This is a genomic window from Pseudoalteromonas sp. APC 3495 (assembly GCF_030407645.1).
Taxonomy (GTDB): Bacteria; Pseudomonadota; Gammaproteobacteria; order Enterobacterales; family Alteromonadaceae; genus Pseudoalteromonas; species Pseudoalteromonas tetraodonis.
The window spans coordinates 47,979-67,706 of sequence record NZ_JASDDA010000006.1; the positions used below are offsets into that span (position 1 = coordinate 47,979).

The 19,728-nt window shown below is 38.3% G+C and carries 21 protein-coding genes; 8 read left to right on the top strand and 13 right to left on the bottom strand.

Features of this window, described 5'->3' with window-relative positions; genetic code table 11:
* Window positions 1-28 precede the first annotated feature (28 nt).
* Complete coding sequence (locus tag QL984_RS03845; protein ID WP_016899720.1) at window positions 29-1,330, bottom strand: DEAD/DEAH box helicase; 1,302 nt, start codon at window positions 1,328-1,330, stop codon at window positions 29-31.
* 317 nt (window positions 1,331-1,647) lie between these two features.
* Between QL984_RS03845 and QL984_RS03850 the strand changes: the two genes are divergently transcribed.
* Both QL984_RS03850 and QL984_RS03855 read left to right on the top strand, forming a co-directional pair.
* On the top strand, window positions 1,648-2,115 hold the full coding sequence (locus QL984_RS03850; protein ID WP_008115277.1) for a DUF3015 family protein: 468 nt from the start codon (window positions 1,648-1,650) through the stop codon (window positions 2,113-2,115).
* 39 nt (window positions 2,116-2,154) lie between these two features.
* A complete protein-coding gene (locus QL984_RS03855) occupies window positions 2,155-3,972 on the top strand; it encodes a DUF4105 domain-containing protein (RefSeq protein ID WP_016899719.1) in 1,818 nt (605 codons plus the stop codon).
* A 72-nt stretch (window positions 3,973-4,044) separates the two neighbouring features.
* Here the strand turns inward: QL984_RS03855 and dapA are convergent, their stop codons facing one another.
* Complete coding sequence (dapA, locus tag QL984_RS03860; protein ID WP_016899718.1) at window positions 4,045-4,962, bottom strand: 4-hydroxy-tetrahydrodipicolinate synthase; 918 nt, start codon at window positions 4,960-4,962, stop codon at window positions 4,045-4,047.
* 172 nt (window positions 4,963-5,134) lie between these two features.
* Here dapA and QL984_RS03865 point away from each other — a divergent pair, with 172 nt between their 5' ends.
* Window positions 5,135-5,788 carry a DUF6058 family natural product biosynthesis protein gene (locus QL984_RS03865; RefSeq protein ID WP_016899717.1) on the top strand — a complete coding sequence of 218 codons (654 nt, stop codon included), beginning with the start codon at window positions 5,135-5,137 and terminating at the stop codon, window positions 5,786-5,788.
* Window positions 5,789-6,029: 241 nt separating this feature from the next.
* Here the strand turns inward: QL984_RS03865 and QL984_RS03870 are convergent, their stop codons facing one another.
* From QL984_RS03870 to QL984_RS03890, 5 genes are all read right to left on the bottom strand, one after another.
* Window positions 6,030-7,091, bottom strand: a complete 1,062-nt coding sequence (locus QL984_RS03870) for a DUF3137 domain-containing protein (RefSeq protein ID WP_016899716.1) — start codon at window positions 7,089-7,091, stop codon at window positions 6,030-6,032.
* A 12-nt stretch (window positions 7,092-7,103) separates the two neighbouring features.
* On the bottom strand, window positions 7,104-7,688 hold the full coding sequence (locus QL984_RS03875) for a LemA family protein (RefSeq protein WP_016899715.1): 585 nt from the start codon (window positions 7,686-7,688) through the stop codon (window positions 7,104-7,106).
* Window positions 7,689-8,182: 494 nt separating this feature from the next.
* Window positions 8,183-8,470: a putative quinol monooxygenase gene (locus QL984_RS03880; protein WP_016899714.1), complete on the bottom strand. Its 288-nt coding sequence runs from the start codon at window positions 8,468-8,470 to the stop codon at window positions 8,183-8,185.
* Window positions 8,471-8,536: 66 nt separating this feature from the next.
* Window positions 8,537-9,352 (bottom strand): 2,5-didehydrogluconate reductase DkgB, encoded by an 816-nt coding sequence (gene dkgB, locus QL984_RS03885; protein WP_013463211.1) that lies wholly within the window; start codon window positions 9,350-9,352, stop codon window positions 8,537-8,539.
* 147 nt (window positions 9,353-9,499) lie between these two features.
* Entirely contained in the window at window positions 9,500-10,672 is a 1,173-nt protein-coding gene (locus QL984_RS03890; protein WP_029609950.1) for an MFS transporter, read from the bottom strand.
* A gap of 124 nt (window positions 10,673-10,796) precedes the next feature.
* Between QL984_RS03890 and QL984_RS03895 the strand changes: the two genes are divergently transcribed.
* Together QL984_RS03895 and QL984_RS03900 are read left to right on the top strand one after the other, a co-directional pair.
* Window positions 10,797-11,684 carry a LysR family transcriptional regulator gene (locus tag QL984_RS03895; protein ID WP_171046524.1) on the top strand — a complete coding sequence of 296 codons (888 nt, stop codon included), beginning with the start codon at window positions 10,797-10,799 and terminating at the stop codon, window positions 11,682-11,684.
* A gap of 113 nt (window positions 11,685-11,797) precedes the next feature.
* Window positions 11,798-12,838 carry a metal-dependent hydrolase gene (locus QL984_RS03900; protein WP_008115296.1) on the top strand — a complete coding sequence of 347 codons (1,041 nt, stop codon included), beginning with the start codon at window positions 11,798-11,800 and terminating at the stop codon, window positions 12,836-12,838.
* Between the two features lie 68 nt (window positions 12,839-12,906).
* Here QL984_RS03900 and QL984_RS03905 read toward each other — a convergent pair whose 3' ends face one another.
* The 3 genes from QL984_RS03905 to QL984_RS03915 form a co-directional block, all read right to left on the bottom strand.
* On the bottom strand, window positions 12,907-13,818 hold the full coding sequence (locus QL984_RS03905; RefSeq protein ID WP_013463208.1) for a diguanylate cyclase: 912 nt from the start codon (window positions 13,816-13,818) through the stop codon (window positions 12,907-12,909).
* A gap of 4 nt (window positions 13,819-13,822) precedes the next feature.
* The gene (locus tag QL984_RS03910) at window positions 13,823-14,629 is read right to left on the bottom strand and encodes an alpha/beta hydrolase (RefSeq protein ID WP_013463207.1); all 807 of its coding nucleotides are present in this window, start codon (window positions 14,627-14,629) and stop codon (window positions 13,823-13,825) included.
* A 277-nt stretch (window positions 14,630-14,906) separates the two neighbouring features.
* Window positions 14,907-15,176, bottom strand: a complete 270-nt coding sequence (locus QL984_RS03915) for a hypothetical protein (RefSeq protein ID WP_013463206.1) — start codon at window positions 15,174-15,176, stop codon at window positions 14,907-14,909.
* A gap of 252 nt (window positions 15,177-15,428) precedes the next feature.
* Here QL984_RS03915 and QL984_RS03920 point away from each other — a divergent pair, with 252 nt between their 5' ends.
* Window positions 15,429-15,695, top strand: a complete 267-nt coding sequence (locus tag QL984_RS03920; RefSeq protein WP_058155974.1) for a type B 50S ribosomal protein L31 — start codon at window positions 15,429-15,431, stop codon at window positions 15,693-15,695.
* Complete coding sequence (gene ykgO / locus QL984_RS03925; protein WP_004586489.1) at window positions 15,692-15,826, top strand: type B 50S ribosomal protein L36; 135 nt, start codon at window positions 15,692-15,694, stop codon at window positions 15,824-15,826. Before QL984_RS03920 ends, ykgO begins: the two co-directional genes overlap by 4 nt.
* Window positions 15,827-15,880: 54 nt before the next feature.
* On the opposite strand, the gene QL984_RS03930 is transcribed toward ykgO, so the two are convergent.
* Both QL984_RS03930 and QL984_RS03935 read right to left on the bottom strand, forming a co-directional pair.
* Window positions 15,881-16,267: an OsmC family protein gene (locus QL984_RS03930; protein WP_016899710.1), complete on the bottom strand. Its 387-nt coding sequence runs from the start codon at window positions 16,265-16,267 to the stop codon at window positions 15,881-15,883.
* 9 nt (window positions 16,268-16,276) lie between these two features.
* A complete protein-coding gene (locus QL984_RS03935; protein WP_128583287.1) occupies window positions 16,277-16,666 on the bottom strand; it encodes a cytochrome b562 in 390 nt (129 codons plus the stop codon).
* 136 nt (window positions 16,667-16,802) lie between these two features.
* Here QL984_RS03935 and QL984_RS03940 point away from each other — a divergent pair, with 136 nt between their 5' ends.
* A complete protein-coding gene (locus tag QL984_RS03940) occupies window positions 16,803-17,882 on the top strand; it encodes an ABC transporter substrate-binding protein (protein ID WP_058155971.1) in 1,080 nt (359 codons plus the stop codon).
* A gap of 52 nt (window positions 17,883-17,934) precedes the next feature.
* Here QL984_RS03940 and QL984_RS03945 read toward each other — a convergent pair whose 3' ends face one another.
* The gene (locus tag QL984_RS03945; RefSeq protein WP_128583288.1) at window positions 17,935-19,713 is read right to left on the bottom strand and encodes a sugar phosphorylase; all 1,779 of its coding nucleotides are present in this window, start codon (window positions 19,711-19,713) and stop codon (window positions 17,935-17,937) included.
* Window positions 19,714-19,728: the final 15 nt, after the last annotated feature.

Sequence of the window (19,728 nt, forward strand, 5' to 3'; positions counted from 1 at the left end):
CTCAGGTTTTTTTAATGGCTTAGCTATCTTACTTTTTAAGTGATAGCTTTTCGCCTTTTAAGCTTTTACGTACATTAGAAATACGCGAACGGTTCTTCGCTCTCGCTTCACCGGTAGCTTGGCCTGATGGCTTATTAGCACGGGTGCGGCGTAAATGCGCTGGCTTTTTACCAATTTTATCAATCAGTACTTCACGATTACTTACTTCGTAACCTTCTAAGTAAACACGTTTAATTTTTTGACCAATTAAGGTTTCAATTTCAAACAACATGTTTTCTTCTTCGCGGCTAACAAACGAAATTGCTTGACCTTGGTTACCAGCACGGCCTGTACGGCCAATGCGGTGTACGTAATCTTCAGCAAGCCAAGGTAAATCAATATTAATAACGCGCGGTAAACCGTCAATATCAATACCACGTGCTGCAACTTCTGTTGCAACTAGAACGCGTACTTTGCCTTCTTTGAATTCACGTAACGCACGACGACGGTTACCCTGCGATTTATCACCATGACACACTGCCGCTGGGATACCGTCTAGGTTAAGCTCAGTGACTAGCTCATCTGCGGTTTCTTTCATGTTTACAAACACCAGCACTTGCTGCCAGTTTTTCTTACCAATTAGCTCAGAAAGTAACTCTTGCTTACGGCGCTCTTCTACCGGGTAAACCACGTGTTGTACTGTGCTTGCGGTGCTGTTAGTTTGATCAACACGCACAATTTCAGGTTGCTTTAGCACTTTAGAGGCAAATTGTTTAATTGCTGCTGGGAAAGTTGCTGAAAACAATAAGATTTGACGCTCATCAGCACAGCTTTTTATCACGCTTTGCATGTCATTAATAAAGCCCATATCGAGCATACGGTCAGCTTCATCAAGTACTAAGTGTTTTACTTGGGCAAGGCTTAAGTTACCTAAACGAATATGATCAAGTAAACGCCCTGGTGTTGCTACTACAATATCCACACCTTCTTTGAGTGCAATTTCTTGTCCTGCGGTATTAACACCACCAAATAAACTCACTACTTTTAGCGAAGTGTACTTAGCAAAGTCTTTAAAGTTATTCGCTATTTGCTCTGCAAGCTCACGCGTAGGCGCAAGGACTAAGGCGCTTGGCGCATTCGTAGTACTGCAATCTGACTCAAATAACTTTTGGATAATAGGGAGTGCAAAGGCAGCGGTTTTACCTGTGCCGGTTTGTGCACTCGCTAAAACGTCTTTACCTTTACGAACAGCCGGAATAGCTGCGCGCTGAATGGGCGTAAGGGTGTGGTAATTAAGTTCGTCTAACGCCTGAATAAGTTCAGGGGCAAAACTAAAAGATTTAAAATTCATTGCTGTATAACCTGCGGCCACATTATCAAGGGTCGCAAATTATACAGTAAAATCGCTTAAACAGTTAGTTTTAAACACCAGAAACCACTAATTTATAAAATGCAGGGTAATTAGCTATTATTAGCCGCTGTTTGAATTAGCTAAATGATTTTAACTCGCAATATTAATCCTCGCTTATTCACTTCTTTATTGCGATTTTATAAACTTTACACCGTTCTTTTACATTGTGTTACATAACCATTTGCATTTAAATAAAAAAAGCAGGTACACTTTCCCGCCCATTTTGTTGGGTGAATATAAATTAAAGGAAATTAATAATGATAAAAAGATGTTTAACTGCTGCGGTATTAGTAAGCGCGTTTGTTTCAATGCCGTCACAAGCAAAAAGTGGCATCAACCCATGGCAACAATGTGGTATTGGCGCGATGGTTTTCCCAGATAATGGCGTTGCTGCAGCAATTTCTAATATTATTTGGGATTTAGGCACAACTGCAGTGTCTTCTAACATCTCTTCAGTAGAAAGTTGTGAAGGCGCTAACGTAAAAACAGCGCAGTTTATTCAACAAACTTTTCCTGTATTAGAACAAGAAATAGCACAGGGTGAAGGCGAGTATATCGCTGCAATGCTTAACGTACGTGGTTGTGATGTAACTGCACATCAACAAATTATCACTTCGGTACGTAACGATTACGCAAACGCGCCAATAGACAATGCACAAGCATTTTATGAATTAGTTGAAGGTAAAATTACAACTAACTTTTCATCTCAATGCGCTGCAATCTAATAATTAAAGGGCTTAACAGCCCTTTTTTTTGGTTAAACAATGAAACCTCTATTTTATTTAATTAGTGCTTTTTTATTCATCTCTTTCTCAAGCTCTGCCACGAAATCTATCTCTGTTTTAGCCAAACACCCAATATGGTTGAAATTAGGGCATTACAAAAACCAACCAGCTACCATCAGTTATATTACTAACGCATCATTTTTTATTGCAGATAACGGACGTACTGATCCGGCTGCCGAATTAAAAGCAACAATCCATGCTTTTAATAACCTGCCCTCAATGCCATGTCGCTACCCTGCTCGTTACCAATGGCTCAAAGAGCAAGGTTTAACCTTTTCAATGCCAGCTGCAGAGTGCCCAAAATTAAAGCAATGGCGAGAGCAACAAGCAATTCACTCTGTTAGTTTAGTATTTGCATCTGGTTATATGAGTAATCCCGCATCATTATATGGTCATTTATTACTTAAACTTAATCGCTCGACCGAATCAAAAAACAAATTATTAGATTACAGTATTAACTATGGCGCACACGTTCCAGATAATGAAAACGGCTTGGTGTATATTCTCAAGGGCTTGTTTGGTGGTTATAAAGCCGGTTTTTCAGATCAACTATTTTACCGCCACCAGCATAATTACGGTGAGATAGAATTAAGAGATTTATGGGAATATACGCTTAATCTAAACGAGCGCGACGTGGCTTTTATTGCTAATCACTTATGGGAAATTTTAGGCACTGAATTTGATTATTACTTTGCCGATGAAAACTGTGCATTTCATCTTGCGCAAATTATTGAACTTGTTATTGGCGATCAACTAACCAGCGAAGGCGCTCCTTGGGTAATACCAGCCACTATTTTTTCAAGATTAAACACGGCCACTTACCAAGGCCAATCGGCGGTTAAAAATATCACATTTACCCCCTCGCGCGACACTGTATTTGCCAAGCACGTTCAATCTTTAAGTGAAAAAGAGCTCAGCTTTGCAAAACAAATCTTTGCCGAATCACCTGTACTTAAAAACGAATCGTTTTTAGCTTTGCCAGTACACTCTCAAAAAGCCATTATTGGCGCTTTATTTGAACTCGTACAAGTAAAACAAATTCAAAAGCAAACCCCAGTAAAAATAAGTGAGTTAAAGAATGCACTTATTAAAGCGCGCTTAAAGCTGCCAATGGGCGAAAACAAAGTAAAATTTCAATTTACCCAACAGCCACCACATCAAGGGCAAAAGCCCTCTAATAGCTCAGTTTCTGCGGTGCACACGGCTGAGCAAACACAGTACACTTTGGGTTTTAGGTTGAGTTATTTTGATACCCTTGCCTCTGATATTGCCCGCATTCCATTTTCTAATTTAGAAATGTTAGATACCGAGCTGATGTTTACTGATGGCGAAACTTACATAAACAAAGTTCATTTATTAGATTTGGAGTCATTCAATCCAAACCAATTATCTTGGGCTAATGAATCTAAGTGGTCGTGGAAAATTAATGTTGGATTCGACAGACAACCAGCACTGTGCAGAACCTGTAAACGTAGGTTTGTTATGGGGGGAGCCGGACAAGCTTGGCAATTTAGCAACAACACCTTAGCCTATAGCTTAATTAATGGTTATTTAGGTGATTTAGCTAAAAACAGCCACTTTTATGATTCGTCGGTAGAAGTGGGGGTTATTACTGGTACTGACTCAGGTATTAAACTTAAAGCATCCTACGAAAAGTCATTCTTAAATGCCAAAAACCCTGCGCAAACCAAACTAGAAATGGCAGTGCCTTTAAGCCAAGATATTGATATTAGATTAGCGGTCACTCACGCTAATTCAGCTATGTGGCAGCTTAAACTCAACTACTATTGGCAGTGATATAAAAAAGCAGCCTCTGTGTATACAGTAGGCTGCTTTGAAAATTTAGTATTTAATAAATAGTCTAACAGTTTAAGATAAAATCAAAACCTTACTAATATCCACACACTGCGCTCGACTACCGACAAAATCTTGCTCATTAAGCTGATTAATTAGGGTTTCACCTTGTTGCTGTTGCTCATCGCTAAGCGGCACATAAGGCATTCTAAACACTGGGTTAACCGCGCCTGTCATGATCATCGCGGTGTTAATGGCAATTGGGTTTGGCTCGCAAAACAGCCAGTTCATTAATGGTTGTAATGAATTATTTAGCGCATCATTTTTGCTATCCATTAATTGACGGAACAAACCCGGGATCAGGTTAGACGTAACTGAAATAACGCCATGTGCTTTATGAGTATGGCGTGCATCGTGTGCTTCGTCATCATTACCAGACCAACACGCAATACCCTGTCGTTCATAGTGCGCTATACGCTCATTGCCACCACATTCTTTAACACCAATAAAGTGCTCATGCTGGGCCAGTGGTTCAATAATATCAGGGGTGAGGTCTTGACCTGTGCGCCCTGCTACGTTGTAAATAAACGCCGGACCAATATCAAGCACACGTTTAAAGTGCTCTTTAACACCGGCAATTGATGTGCGCCCGTAGTAAGGGTTAATTTGTAATGAGGCATGCATGCCGCTGGCAAAACCATATTTTGTTGCTTTAATTGCTTCGCGCGTATTATTACTGCCGGTGTTACCTACAATCAGTAATTGCTCACCAAATTTATTGGCACTGTGCGCAATTAGCATTAAGTGCTCTTCCCAGTTCATTAATTGGCCTTCACCGGTAGTGCCACCAACAACTATGCCGTCAACACCCGCTGCAATTTGTATTTCAACGAGTTCATCATACTTTGCAATATCTATCTCACCATTGGCTAAGTAAGGTGTTTTAATTGCAGTAATAAGGCTTGCTTGTTTAATTTGTTCTAGGGTGCGCATAAAAAAATCATTGTTATTAATACTTGCCCTATTTGTACCATATTTACCGCGCTATTTGCAGTGATAGCCAGTATTTAATTATAAAATGGCTTGTGTTATTGAGTTTGATGATACAAAATAAACAACTGTATAAATAAACAGTATTTTGTTTTTTACTATTAAGCGAGCCACTATGCGTTTATCTGACTATTTAAGCACTCACTTTTATCACACTGATGAGTTATGCCAAGCACTCAACATAGACACTGAAACTCTTGAAAATTGGCAAGCACAGAGCATTTTCCCTAAACCCAGTTATTGCATTAAAAATCAAATGAGCTGCAGCTCTTATTCAGGGTTATATGAATGTGAAGAATACGACGATTATTATCCCCGAGGTTGTGTAAATTGGGGGCAAGGATTAGTTAAACAAAAAATTGAATCATCTAACCAAGCTTTTAATCTGTTTACCCAGCACTATACCCAATGTTTGGCAAAGCTTGCACAGCAAGGCTTTATATTTAACGAAGAATTGTTTGGCTGTGAAATAGAAGAACATTTACAGCAAGTATGGCAACAATTTTTATGCAGCAAATATGGCGTGCTCACCCAAAACGGCTTAATTGATGAAATTGTGGCTGTGGATATTGGCAGATTATTAGTAGACGATATAACCGAACTGCGCAGCAAAGCCAGTTTAGATAAGGATGAGCGCACCCGCATTCATCCTGCTATGAAGCTTTTAAATAAAGCCCTCAGCCATGGCGCCGATCACGAAAAGCAACTCACATTACGTAGCCGCTATATTGATGCTCTTATTTTAAAATACGATTTATCGATTAAGTAAAGGGTCGTGTTTGGCTGAGGAGTTTAGCTATTTAAGGTTGTTATTTGAATGCTGCTAAAGCCCTGAACACATTTTTTGCGCTTTTATTGTTTGCTCAAGCTTGATTGTTTTTAATCCCTATAGCAGTAACGAATTATGTGAGAATATTAACCGTGTTTTAGAGCCCTAAGTTATGGCTATCTTTCTTCTATTCGACATAAATCGATAAGAACTTAGCTGTAGTGGAGCTTTAGGACCTATATTAAGACTTACTGTCCAAGTTATTTTCTTTTGAGACTCTACGAGCTGCCATTAGATCTAGATTCAATTGTTTTGCTATTGATATGAGCAAGGCCAACTCTTGTTCAATAAGTGGTAACGCATTAATTTCAAATGCTGACTGGTCGATCCAAGTTGGCTCTAAGAGGTTTTCTGTATGCCGAATAAAAAATACGGCTTTATTGCCAACAAATTCACATTCAAGTTGAGTAGCATTAACTTTCATAACAAAGGCGTATAATAACGACAGCAGTTGTTCCATCATAACCGGTGTTAGAATATAACGCGCTAAAACCTGATCATTTGAATAAACTTCAAATTTATTTTCAAAGTCGACGTTTTCTAGGGCGACTTTCTCAGTTGCTTTGTTATCTTTAGTGAGCCAGTTTAATACCTTGCCATGATCATGTTTCACAAGCGTATGTGAATTAAAATTAAAAGGCATTGTAAGTAAGACTAAACACCCTTTAAATACTCTATTACTACCATTTTTACTTCTTTTATGAAGAGTTAACTCAGTAAATTCAAATCCAATGTCGTCTATCTTTCCTGTTACGCAGTCTTCAGTTTTTAGATAATCAAAATTAGAAGCAATAGCTAAATTTTTGATGTCGTTTGCTTGTAAATTCGATTTAAGTGAATAAGTAAAGTCGCCATACATTTTCACAAGGATTGGCATTACTTTAAGTTTATAATGACGAACATAATCAAGCGCTGGCTTGTATGCCCATCCGGTTCCGATACAAAAAGATACTGGAATTATATACAAGAAACTACCGTCTTCACCTGCAAATAAAGCAAAAATAGTAATCAAAGCCGCGATAGGCAAAATTACAAAGTTTAGCTGACGCTTACGTTTAATAAATTTTGCATGCAATGACTCACGATTTAGCTCAATTGACTTTAATTGAGGCTTAATGTCATTTTCAAATGTATTTTTTAACTCATCTGATGCATAAGCGTTATTAAGCTCTTTATTTTTTCGCCCAAAGCGTAGTTTAAAAGCATCAAAATAATCAGTGAATTCTGATATTTTATTCAACATATCAAATCCTTATTAAGAATCTAATATGTCTGTGGCAATGACTGGTTGACGTTCAGACTCTGAGACCTCAAAGAAAGCAACAGTTCGAACACCTATTATGCTTGCAATAATATTCCCAGGAAACACCTGAATACTATTTCTAAGTACTCGATTTGCACTATTAAAGTTGCGTCTTGCCGCTGAAATATGTTCTTCGATGTCAGCATAGGTACGTTGTGCATCAAGCATAGTTTTATCTGACTTAAGTTCTGGATAGTTTTCCACAGCAACCATTAAACCCGATAGTGAGTTTTGCAACTGTCCCTCTAATTTAAAACGCTCATCAGTATCATTATTACTACTTGATTGTAATATGTTGCTGCGTAAACGTGTTATCTCTTCAAGCAGCTCTTTTTCATGACTCATAAACTTTTTAGCGATAGCTAAAATATTAGGAATTAATTCTGTTCGCTTTTTCAATTGTACATCTATACCAGAAAAAGCCTCTTGCATCGCATTTCGTTTAGTAATAATTGATACATACCATGCATAAAAAATAACAACAAAAACAACGACGATTGCGATCACAACCCAGTTATTACTGAAAAACTCTGACATATCAATCCCTTGTTAAAAAATAGTCCATCACAAACTTTATAACATAATTAATTTTAAAAAAAAACGTTAAATAAATAACCTGAGATAAATTAACTTTATTAAATGATCCCAACCTAAAAAAGATCCTGAAATTGTTCTACAAAACTTACTATTATTAAACTCTACATTTAATTTCTTGCAACTTGAGAAGGTTAGTTTCAATTTTAAATAAATGTCGTTGCAAAACTTAAATCACAGACATGAAAGTGCAAGCTCTTTGTAGTTAAAGTAAGTACCAGATTGTTAGGTATCTCCAGTAATCGAAACAATATCTTCAAAAAAACACTTCAAGCGCTCTTTCGACTCTTCCGGCGACAGTTCTTCACGCAGAGGATTTGAGTGAGTTGCACCATTATACTTATAGAATGGCTTATATTTGTAGGGAGTATTTGGAAATCATATTAAAAAAGGGAGCTGTAAGTTACAGCCCCTACTTGGGCATTAGCTTTGTGCTGCTAACCAATGGTTTTATACACATCAATATTAGTAGAGGTAATAAATGTACCGACTGCATCACCAAACGCTTTAAAGTGGGGCGCGTTTTTATGGGCTTCAAAGTGCTCATTAGACGCCCATTGCTCACTCACTAAATAGGTGGGTTGCTCAGCCTCGTTTTTAACTGATAGTTCGTAACGCAGGCAGCCTACTTCTTGGCGCGAGGACTGTTGTAAGTTTTCGAGCTCGGTTAATAGACGCTCTGCATCGCTATTTTCACTCGATAGTGTAGCAATTACCGTTAACATGGGTGTTCCTTGTTTCAAAAATAAAGGTGCAGCTCAACTGCACCTGTTTTGGTTCTGGCTTTTTGGTTATTGATCCCACTGTGGTGCAAAGTCAGGCGTTGCTTGGCGGTCGTTGCAATCAAGGCCATCAATTCGCGCTATATCTTCATCATCAAGTTTTACCTTGTCGTTAAAGTTATCTTCTAAGTTTTTACGCTTGGTCGATGATGGAATTGTGGTCATGCCGTTGGCATTTTCCCATGCAATAACCACTTGCGCTGGCGTTGCATCGTGTTTATTAGCAATATCTATAATGGTTTGATCGTTTAACACTTTACCAACCACAAACGGCATATAGGCTGTTACATGTATGTCATGTTGAGCACAAAAGGCGCGCAGTTTGGTATTGGTTAAATAGGGATGCACTTCTACTTGGTTAGTAAATATTTCACGCGAGTCTAACGTTTGCATCGCTTCTTTTAAGTTCGCAATAGTGAAGTTTGATACACCTATATGTTTGGTTAACCCTAACTTTTTAGCTTTTAGTAGCTCAGTCAGGTATTCGCTCATAGGCTCATTGTTTGATGGTGCAGGCCAGTGAACTAGCAATAAATCAACCGAGTCAACTTGTAACTTTTCTAATGATTTTTCTACACTTGCGATAAAGTCGTTTTTATTGAGTTTATTGTTCCATACTTTGGTAGTAATAAATAACTCATCTCTGGGAATATTACTGTCTTTAATGGCTTGGCCAACTTGCTCTTCGTTGCCATAAATTTGCGCGGTATCAATATGACGAAATCCTACTTCTAACGCCATTTTTACAGATTCATAAGCAGTTTTACCTTCTAAACGAAAAGTACCCATACCTAAGTCTGGCATTTCAATTACACGTTGTGTCATAGCTTTATCCTTATTAAATAATTGGTTTAAAATTCAAACGTCGTGTTTACTAAATACACCGATTACTTTTTGATTTAAAATTTCGACCTCATGAAAATACTGAGGTCATTCATTTTTATTTCAAGACTAACCTACATAAGTTTCGCTTTATTTAGCCTGAACATTTTGTTTATCTAGCCTGCCACTGTACCGGGTGACTATTAAAGCCAGCAATGAAACAACGGCGCCAATCCATGCGGTATCTTTTAGTTCCATGTGCTCTACTACAAGGCCCCCCGTAATAGAACCCAATGCTATGCCAATGTTAAATGCTGCTATATTTAATCCAGATGCAACATCGACTGCGTTAGGAGTATGTTGCTGAGCTTGCTTAACAACATAAAGCTGCAAACCAGGTACATTACCAAATGCAAATGCCCCCCAAACTAATATGGTTAATACGGCAGCAACCTTTGACTCCATGGTAAAAGTAAATATCAGTAGAATTACAGTAAGTGCACTAAAAATAATGCTCAGCGCACTGATCGGGCCTCGCTTGTCAGCTAATTTTCCACCCCATATATTACCAACAGCCACTGAGACACCATATACCAGCATAATTATGCCAATTGTTGAAGATGCAAATCCTGTCTGCTGCTCTAAAATGGGGGCCAAGTAAGTAAACGCAGTAAACGTGCCGCCATAGCCTAAAATTGTCATTAAATACACAAGCAGTAATCTAGGTTTAGTAACAACTTGAAGTTGCTCTTTAAAGGTTGCCGGTACTGATTGCTTTAAATTTTTAGGTACTAATACAGCACTTCCAATTAAAGCGATAATACCAAGTGATGACACCACTAAAAATGTAGCGCGCCAACCAAAGTGCTGCCCTATCCAAGTACCTAATGGCACACCCGTTACTAGCGCTACCGTAAGGCCGGTAAACATAATTGCAATGGCGCTAGCCTCTTTATCTTTACTTACTAAGCTTGTCGCTATCATTGAGCCAATAGAGAAAAATACACCGTGAGCAAGTCCAGTTAAAATGCGTGCTATTATTAACGTTTCGTAGCTAGGGGCTTGCCAAGCTAATAAGTTACCCATAACAAATAAGCCCATAAGACTTATAAGTACCACTTTTCGGTTCCAGCGACCCGTTAATGCAGTGAGAACCGGTGCGCCAATAGCTACACCAACCGCATATAAGCTCACTAGTAAGCCTGCTGATGGTAAGCTCACGCCTAAATCGTTTGCAATAGTTGGCACTAAACCCACTATAACAAACTCTGTTGTTCCAATTGCAAATGCGCTTAAGGTAAGCGCCCATAAAGCCAATGGCATAGTTACATCCTCATTTTTAAAATAGATGTACAGTGTGAGTAAAAATGCCTTTGCAATAAATGGCATAAATGGCATAAATGGCAAAATACTTTTGTTTATTTTGCAAATATAAATGAGTGAATTTATGCCTGTTCAAGCTAAAACTGAAGATCTAGAAATGTTTATTACCATTGTTGATTGTGGCAGTTTTTCCGGTGCGGCTAGTTTACTTGATTTAAATGTAGCTAAAGTTTCAAGAGCACTATCTCGTCTTGAAAGCAGGCTAAACTGCACATTACTAAATAGAACAACACGCCGCTTAGAACTTACCGAGGAAGGGCATATATACATAGAATATGCGCGAAAGGCTTTAAACACGCTGCTTTGCGCCGAAGAAACAATTAACCTACTTAAGCAAGCACCTAGCGGGCACTTGCGTATAGATGCAGCAAGCCCTTTTGTTTTGCATCAACTAGCGCCACTAGTTAATGAGTTTAAAAAGCAATACCCGCAAATCACGCTCGATATTACCTCACACGACAATATTATTGATTTACTTGAGCGCAAAACAGATTTAGCTATTCGCATTGGAGACTTAAAAGATTCAAACCTGCATGCGCGTAAATTAGGCCAAAGTAAATTAAAATTGGTCGCAAGCACTGATTATTTAAAAAATGCGCCACCGTTACAGCAAGTTTCAGATCTTAAAAACCATAACCTAATTGGTTTCAGTGAACCCAATACTCTTAATCAATGGCCCTTGAAGCATGAGCAATCGCTGCACTTTGATTTAAGGGCTAGCAGCGGCGAAACCATTAGGCATTTATGTATTGCTGATCAAGGCATAGCACTTCTCTCACAATTTATGATTGCAGAAGATTTAGCCAAAAAACGATTAATAGAAGTTTTACCTCACAGCGTAAGTAGCCCAAATAATCGAGAATCTATTTATGGCGTTTATTACAAAAATGAGGCGGTTTCTTCCCGTATCGTTGCATTTTTAGATTTTATACAACCGCGACTAAGTTTATAAATCACTTTTAAATTGAGTTTAAAGAGCAACTTAATGAAATAATTTACATTATTGACGGTTTTAAGATTAAGCTGAGTATAAACATTGCAGTTGCATTATTTAGATGAGGTAGTATGGATTCTTTAACACAAGTTGCGTTAGGTAGCGCCGTAGGGTACGCAGTATTAGGTAACAAAGTGGGCCGCAAAGCGGTGTTATGGGGCGCTATTTTGGGCACTTTACCCGATTTAGATGTGTTTTTACCCTATGGCGGCAGTGTTGAAGCATTTACTTATCACCGTGGCTTTAGCCATTCATTTTTTGTGCACTTGTTAATTAGCCCTTTGATTGTTTGGCTAATTTTAAAAATACACACTGGCATGCAAGCGTATAAAACACGTTGGTTTTGGTTAGTGTTTTTGTGTTTATCAACCCATGCACTATTGGATGCACTTACTGTGTACGGTACGCAATTAATGTGGCCACTTACAGAGCATCCGTTTGCAATTTCAAATATGTTTATTATTGATCCCCTCTACACGTTACCGCTATTAGTAGGGGTTATAGGCACTTTAATACCAAAAATAACCGCCCCAACCGCCTACAAAATTAACGCAATTACGCTCACAGTAAGTACTCTCTATTTATGTTGTTCGCTTATTCTTAAAGTTGTTATTGACGATAAAGTCAACACTGCGCTACAAAACAGAGACATCACAGTCAATGAATACATTAGCACTCCAGCACCGTTTACTACTTTACTTTGGCGGGTGGTTGTGATGTCGGATGGGAAATATTATGAAGGCTATGCATCGGTGTTTGATACACCCAACGAGGTTACCTTAAATGCATACCAAACAACCCCTTCTTTACTAAACGAGATTAAAAATGAATGGGGTGTTAAACGCTTGCAGTGGTTTACAAAAGGGTTTTATTCCGTTCGCGAGCAGCAAGACAAAGTTATTCTCTCTGATTTACGCATGGGCATGGAGTGTGCTTATGTGTTTAATTTTGTTGTCGGTCAGAAAGATGGCTCAGCAATCAGTGTCGGTAATTTTGAAAAAATAAGTCAAAGACCCAACTTAAACAACCTACCTAAAATATGGGATAGAATTTGGCACCCCGATACCGTATTGGCATCGCCATTAGCAAAAAATAATTGTGTAGAGCAATAATACCAACTATAACTGCCATCTTTTGAGTAAACTCAACTCAATACCTTGTTGAGTTTACCTCTATTTAGTTAGGGGTTATCGTATAATTGGGTTCTGTTTTTTCCGCGCTCTTTGGCTTCATATACCGCATTATCGGCTTGGGCAAATAAATCAGTAAACGTCGTTTTCGCAGTACTCAAACTTGCCCCAATACTGGCGGTTACTGGGCGATTACCTACTTTAATTTCAGCAATTAATAAATGCAGCCTTTGGCAAAATGACAAAGTATCTGCTTTATTTGTATCTGGCACCATAATTAAAAACTCTTCACCGCCGTAACGAGAAATAAGGTCGGTTTGTCGACCAAAATGTTTAAGACGTTGCCCCAACTCTTTTAAAACTCGATCCCCTTCTAAATGCCCAAAGGTATCATTAACGACTTTAAAATTATCAATATCGATAATTAACAATGCAACCGACTGCTTTGATCGCATAGCCTGTTCGAGTAACAGCACGCTGCGGCAATTCATCTCTCTTCTATTTAATAAATTGGTTAACTCATCGGTAGACGCTAAAGATTGTAAGCGTTCAGTTTGCGCTTCTAACTTTTCCCGTGTTTTAATCAGCTCGTCGTAAAGCTTATCTCGCTGAGTCGCGTTAAAAAAGCTCCAGTATATATAGCCCTTTTCATCAAGCTGAGCATTAACGGTAACGGCCATACGCTCGCCTTGGGCGCTGAGCATAATTAACTGCATTTCTTGACACGCTTTTTCATGCAGTAAGGTAGGAAGCACATAACTTTGTAAAAATATTTTTGATGATTTAGTTATAATTTTATCAACCGACTTGCCAATAAGCTCATTACAATTCCACTGTAATTCCTTTTGAAAATAAGTATTTGCATAAACAATAATGTTATCTGCATTTGTCACTAATGCACCATTTAAAAAGTGATCTGCGGAATAATCAGCAAGCTTTTCATCTACTTTATCAAGTGACATGTGGCTAACTCACAAAATCAAAAATTAAACGGCTGACTGTTTCTGGGTGCGTCATATGAATACAGTGGCCATGCGCACTAATAACCTTAAGTGTTGCATTTGAAATTTCATTCGCTACAAACTCCCCAACAGAAGGCGCGGCTAAAGCATCATTTTCACTTTGTAAAATTAAAGTAGGCTGTTTTATATGTTCAAGTATAAAACGGTAGTCGGATAAAAACGTGGCTTCTGCAAAGGTTTTTGCAATAAGGGGATCGGTTGAGCAAAAACTTCCCGATAGTTCCGCTATAAATTCATCTGGATGAGAGTTGCCCATTACTAGAGGCGCTAAATAATTAGCCCAACCAATGTAATTTTTATCCATTAGGTTTAGTAATTCGTGAAGGTCTTGTTTTTCAAATCCACCAAAATAATCAGGGGGTAAATTTAAAAAGCACGGTGAGGGGCACACCATAACCAGCTTAGAAAATAGCTCTGGTTGCTCAATGGCAGCAAGTGCGCCAATGGTGCCACTAACCGAGTGGCCTATAAATGTAATATCGGTAAGTTCAAGTGCGGCACATATTTCTAGTACGTCTTTGGCATACCCATCAAGGGTTGAGTAGCGCTGTTTATTATATTTAGACACATCAGAGTTACCTGAGCCTACATAATCAAACAGCACTAAAGTAAAATGTTGTTCAAGGGCAGGAATAATAAATCGCCACATGTTTTGGTCGCAACCAAATCCGTGAGCCAACACCAAGGTTTTATCACCCTTGCCAATTATTTTGACGTTGTTTCTGCTGAGTATTTCATTTAAATGTTGCATGCTGAATTATCCCTTTCTTATTTCAACTTATTAATGGTAGTTCAACTACGAGCCGAAACTACTATTTTAACACTAAATGTAGTTTAACTTATTATAAAGCTTTAAACATCAATTAGTTAGTTGAAAAATAATCAAGGGGCAAAGTACATACTATTTTATTGAATAAGTGTAATTAATTATTTCGCTTATCTATAAAAACAATGCCTTTTTAACATTAAATTACAATCGTATAGCCAGTGTTAGCATAATGACTAATTAATATGCCTAATACAAACAGTTAGTTTTGGTGCTCATACTGTCCGCGATATACTTCAAATACTTTTAGCACGGTGTGTTGTTCTTTTGAAAGAGAGTCAAACCAGTCATCAAATAACTCATCATCTTCTTGTTCGCTTAATGCTAAATAATGAGCAAGCAATTCAATGATATCGTTATGAGAACATGCGAGTGAGTCAACTTGTTTTGCCAATACACTATGATCGCGCTCCCTTAGAGTGTCCATAACTCCTTGGTCGATTTGGTCCTGTTTTGTTTGAGCGTCACTCATAAACTACCTCTATTCTACGTGTTTAAATTTTTATTATTTTTTTTGCTGAAACTAGTTATAGCAGCCTAAATACTAATAGCCAGTACTTTTGATCTAAGTGCTTATTTTTTGACTAGATTGTGCAAATACGCAGCAATTACGGTGCATTAAAGACTATTTAACCAAAGTTCAAGCTATTTAAAATGATTTGCAAAGGGAAATTAAATGCGCTAAATTAAATGATATACTATCACATAACATTAAAGGCGTTTAATGAAACCAAATATTCACCCTGATTACCATGTGGTTGCTTTTCATGATACTGCAGCCGATTCATATTTCATTATAGGTTCAACCATCAAAACCGACCGCACTATCGAAATAGACGGTAATACATATCCCTATGTGCCTATTGATGTTTCATCTGACTCACACCCATTTTATACAGGCAAACAAAAAACGCTCGCTACTGATGGCCGCGTTGCGCAATTTAATCGTCGTTTTAAAAACTTATCTTCGGCTAAAAAGGAAAGCAAATGAAAGTATTAAGTTCATTAAAAAGCGCAAAGCAACGACCTGGTTGTCAAATTGTAAAACGTAAAGGGCGCGTGTTCGTGATATGTAAAGATAACCCAAGATTTAAGGCCGTACAGGGTATGAAGAAAAAATAGTGGGATAAAATAATAATGCCGAGTTTATTACTCGGCATTATTATTAAAGGGCATTTACTTTACTTCAACAGAAAACTCAGGCACTGCCTGAATAACCTTTTTCACGGTGCATGTATTTACAGCAGCAATAAGTGCTTTTTTATATTTATCGGGGAAACCTTCAGGCAACCCAATTTCAATAGAAAAACGTTTTTTACCGTTTTCATCCACATTCTCGTTATTTTGTGTCAGCGTCATGCCGTCGGTTGAGATCTCTCTTTGCTGACAAAATTTACGCGCATAAAAACCAGCGCACAAAACCATGCTAACCAAAAAATAGTCAAATGGTTCTGGGTGCTCTGCCCCACCACCGGCATTGATGCTTTGATCGCTTATCACTTCATGCTCACCAAACTTAGCACTCAACTTTTGACCATCTAACATTGAAACTGAAATTTCCATTGCTAATCCTTATTTTCCAAACAGTAATTCAAAAAAGCCTGGAGGCTCATGTAATTTATGATATTTTTTGCGTAAATTATCGATGGCTTTAAGTGGTTTTTTTGCAGCTTCGAGTCCCTGCTCATTCGCTACTTTTTTTGCCAACTGGGCTTGAACCAGTACTTTATCGAGCCCTTGCACCGACTTCTCAGCTTCTTTATAAAATTTGGCTTGCTTACCTTGCTCTATCAATCCAATAAATTGATCGATAGCACCATTAAATTCTTCAAGTTGGGTTGCTTCAACACTTTGTTTATAAGCCAGCCCAATATTTTTCATGGTCTTTTCTAAATCACTTACGTCATTAGCGGCAACTGTTTGACTAAAGAGTAATACTATTAACAATAAAACTGCTTTCATTCATAAATCCTAAAAAAATTAATTGCTGCATACATGCTAAACTTACTGGGGTATTATATAGCATAACGCTTAGATGTCACCACGGAGCTAGTTAGCAAGGTAAAAATCGAGCTTTATAAAATCTATAGAGAAACATATGCCTTTGTTTAAATTATACCGCCTGATAACTTATACCTGCCTGCTATTCAGTAGTTACAGTATTAATGCCTTAGAGATCATATTCATCAATCCTGGCTTTTCAAATTCAACTGAAGCTAATAGCAATAAAACCGGTGATTTTTGGTTTCATGTTTCTAAAATTATGCAAAATGCTGCCACAGATTTAGATGTGACATTAACTATAAAATACGCCAATCGAAATCATATTTTAATGAAAGAGCTGATCCAGCAGGCCATTAACGATAAGCCTGATTACCTGTTATTGGTAAACGAAAAAAATGTCACCAGCCAATACCTATCTAAAATAGACAGTAACAAGGTTCCCATTTATTTTTTATTAAATCGTCCTTCCCCTGCGTCTCTCGAGCAATTGCAAAAAAATGGCGTCAATGTGGTCGGCAGTATTACCCCAAATAATCGTGTTGCAGGTAAATCATTGATGCAGCAGCTTTATAAAAAGTTTACCAATAAAACAAAAACGCCAGCTCATACATTAGCTTTACTAGGAGACTACACAACCCCTGCTTCCACTTTACGTACCCAAGGGTTAATGGATTTTTTAGTGCAAACATCCAAAGTAACCTTAACCGCTAAAGAGGTTGCAAATTGGTCTGAGCAAGAAGGCTATATAAAAACCATGGCCTATATGCAACTTGCGCCTGAAATTAACATTATTTGGTGCGCTAATGATGCCATTGCGTTTGGTGCTAAAAGAGCATTAACGCAACTAAACAAACAATCGCAGGTTATTGTGGGTGGGATTAACTGGGATTCTGCGCCTAATAACGCATACACGCTTGATATATCGATAGGGGGTCATGTTTTATTAGGGGCTCATGCAATTATAAACTTATTTGATAACCATACTGATTTAAAGCATTGGCCACTTTTTCACAGCACTAATGATATTTTTCAGCCACTCAACGATACAAATAAGCCTTTATATAATGCAATTAATGCGAATAACCTAGCCGAAATAGACTTTTCGCAGTTTAGTAAAACCCGCCCAGACAAAGTTGAATTTACTATAGAAAACTTACTACTCGCGCTTGAGTAATGTAACTGTAAAGCCCCTTTACAGTTACATTGATTACTTTAAACGTCGTTAATTATGCCCTATTAGATAACCAGAGTGTTTGATACGGTGCTAATTGCATAGTTTTAAGCTCTTCATCCAGCACTGTTTTAGAGAGCAGCTCATGCCATTGCTGTGTATTTATTAAGTTCAAATCGGCCAAGGTTAAGCTTTGTGGCTGACTGCTGATATTATAAATACAAAAAATACTTTGCTGGCGGTCAATGCTTTGTCGCCAAAAACCAAATAACCCCTCTCCTAAATGCAAAGTGAACTGTGTTGCATTAGGATGAAATGCCGCTTGCCTTTTACGCACTGCTAATAACTGTTTTACTCCGTTGAATACTTGATGATGATGACTATATTTTTCTGCAATTGCCGCTAATAATTTTGACTCTTGCCAGCGATGACGGTTAATGGCGCGATTGTGCTGCGAATTATCAAAGCGATCATAGTCATTAGTGGTGCCAAGTAAACTATGTATATACAGCCCTGGGATCCCCTCCATTGCAAACATAATGGCGTGAGCACATAAAAAGCGCTCAAGGCCAAATTTATCCGCGCCATTATGCGTCCCTTGTAAGGCATCAAACAAGGCAATATTTAGCTCATACGGGGTATGTGTGCCATCGTGACTAGTACGCATTGAAACGCGCCCACCAAACTGCATGGTGGTACTGACTAATGAAGCAACCTCACTGGGTTGCAGCAAGCCTTCAATTGGCCTTAAACCAATGCCATCGTGAGAAGCAATAAAATTAAAATACGCAGTGCCGTTTTGTGCAGGCGGCATACTCATCATCCAATGCTTAAGCGCCGTACTATCGCCACTAAGTAAGGTATGCAACAACAACGGCGGCAAGGCAAAGTTGTAAATTGCATGGGCTTCGTTGGCATTACCAAAGTAAGACAAGTTCTCCTGATTGGGAATATTAGTCTCGGTGATGATCACCACACTTGGCTCGGCATGCTCAATCAGCGTTCGTAATAAACGTACTACTTCGTGGGTTTGCGGTAAATTTATACAACTGGTATTAAGTTGTTTCCATAAAAAGGCCACAGCATCAAGGCGAAATAAGCGAATACCGTTGTCTAAATAATGACGAATAATGCCGACAAACTCTTTTAACACCTCGGGATTTTCAAAATCAAAATCCACTTGATCATGACTAAATGTGCACCATACATGTTTTTCACCACTGGTTGTTGTTACCGTATTTAATAGTGGCGATGTACGAGGACGAACTACTTGGCTTAAATCGTCAGTTAAACTGGCTGTTTTAAAGTAATCTTTTCCGGGGTGTGTATCAGTTAAAAAGTTTTCAAACCAAATACTTCGACTAGAGCAATGATTAATGACTAAATCCGCCATCAGTTTTACATCATTTGCAATCGCGTTAATGTCTTGCCAGTCACCCAGCGCTTCATTAACGTGTGCATAGTTCATTACCGCAAATCCTTCATCTGAGCTATACGGATAAAAGGGTAAAATATGCAGTGCATTAAGCTGATGATCGCACTGCTCTTTTATAAAGCGATGCAAGGTTTTTAAAGGCGCCTCTAAAGGGGTGCCTACGGCTAAATCACTGTCTTCATGGTTTATTATCGAATCGCCATAGGCTATTAGCACAACATCTTGTTCATCCCAGCGGTTAGTGTGTGGCGTGGGATCGCGAAGTGGGTTATCACCTAGAATTAAGGTGATCAATTCTTCAGTCAATTCGCTTATTGCTATCGGTAATTCAACATCTTGATAAATAGCATGTAAATGTTGTTCAACTCGTTGAAAAAACTGTTCTTTAACTATACTCACAGGCGCCTCGTTTAA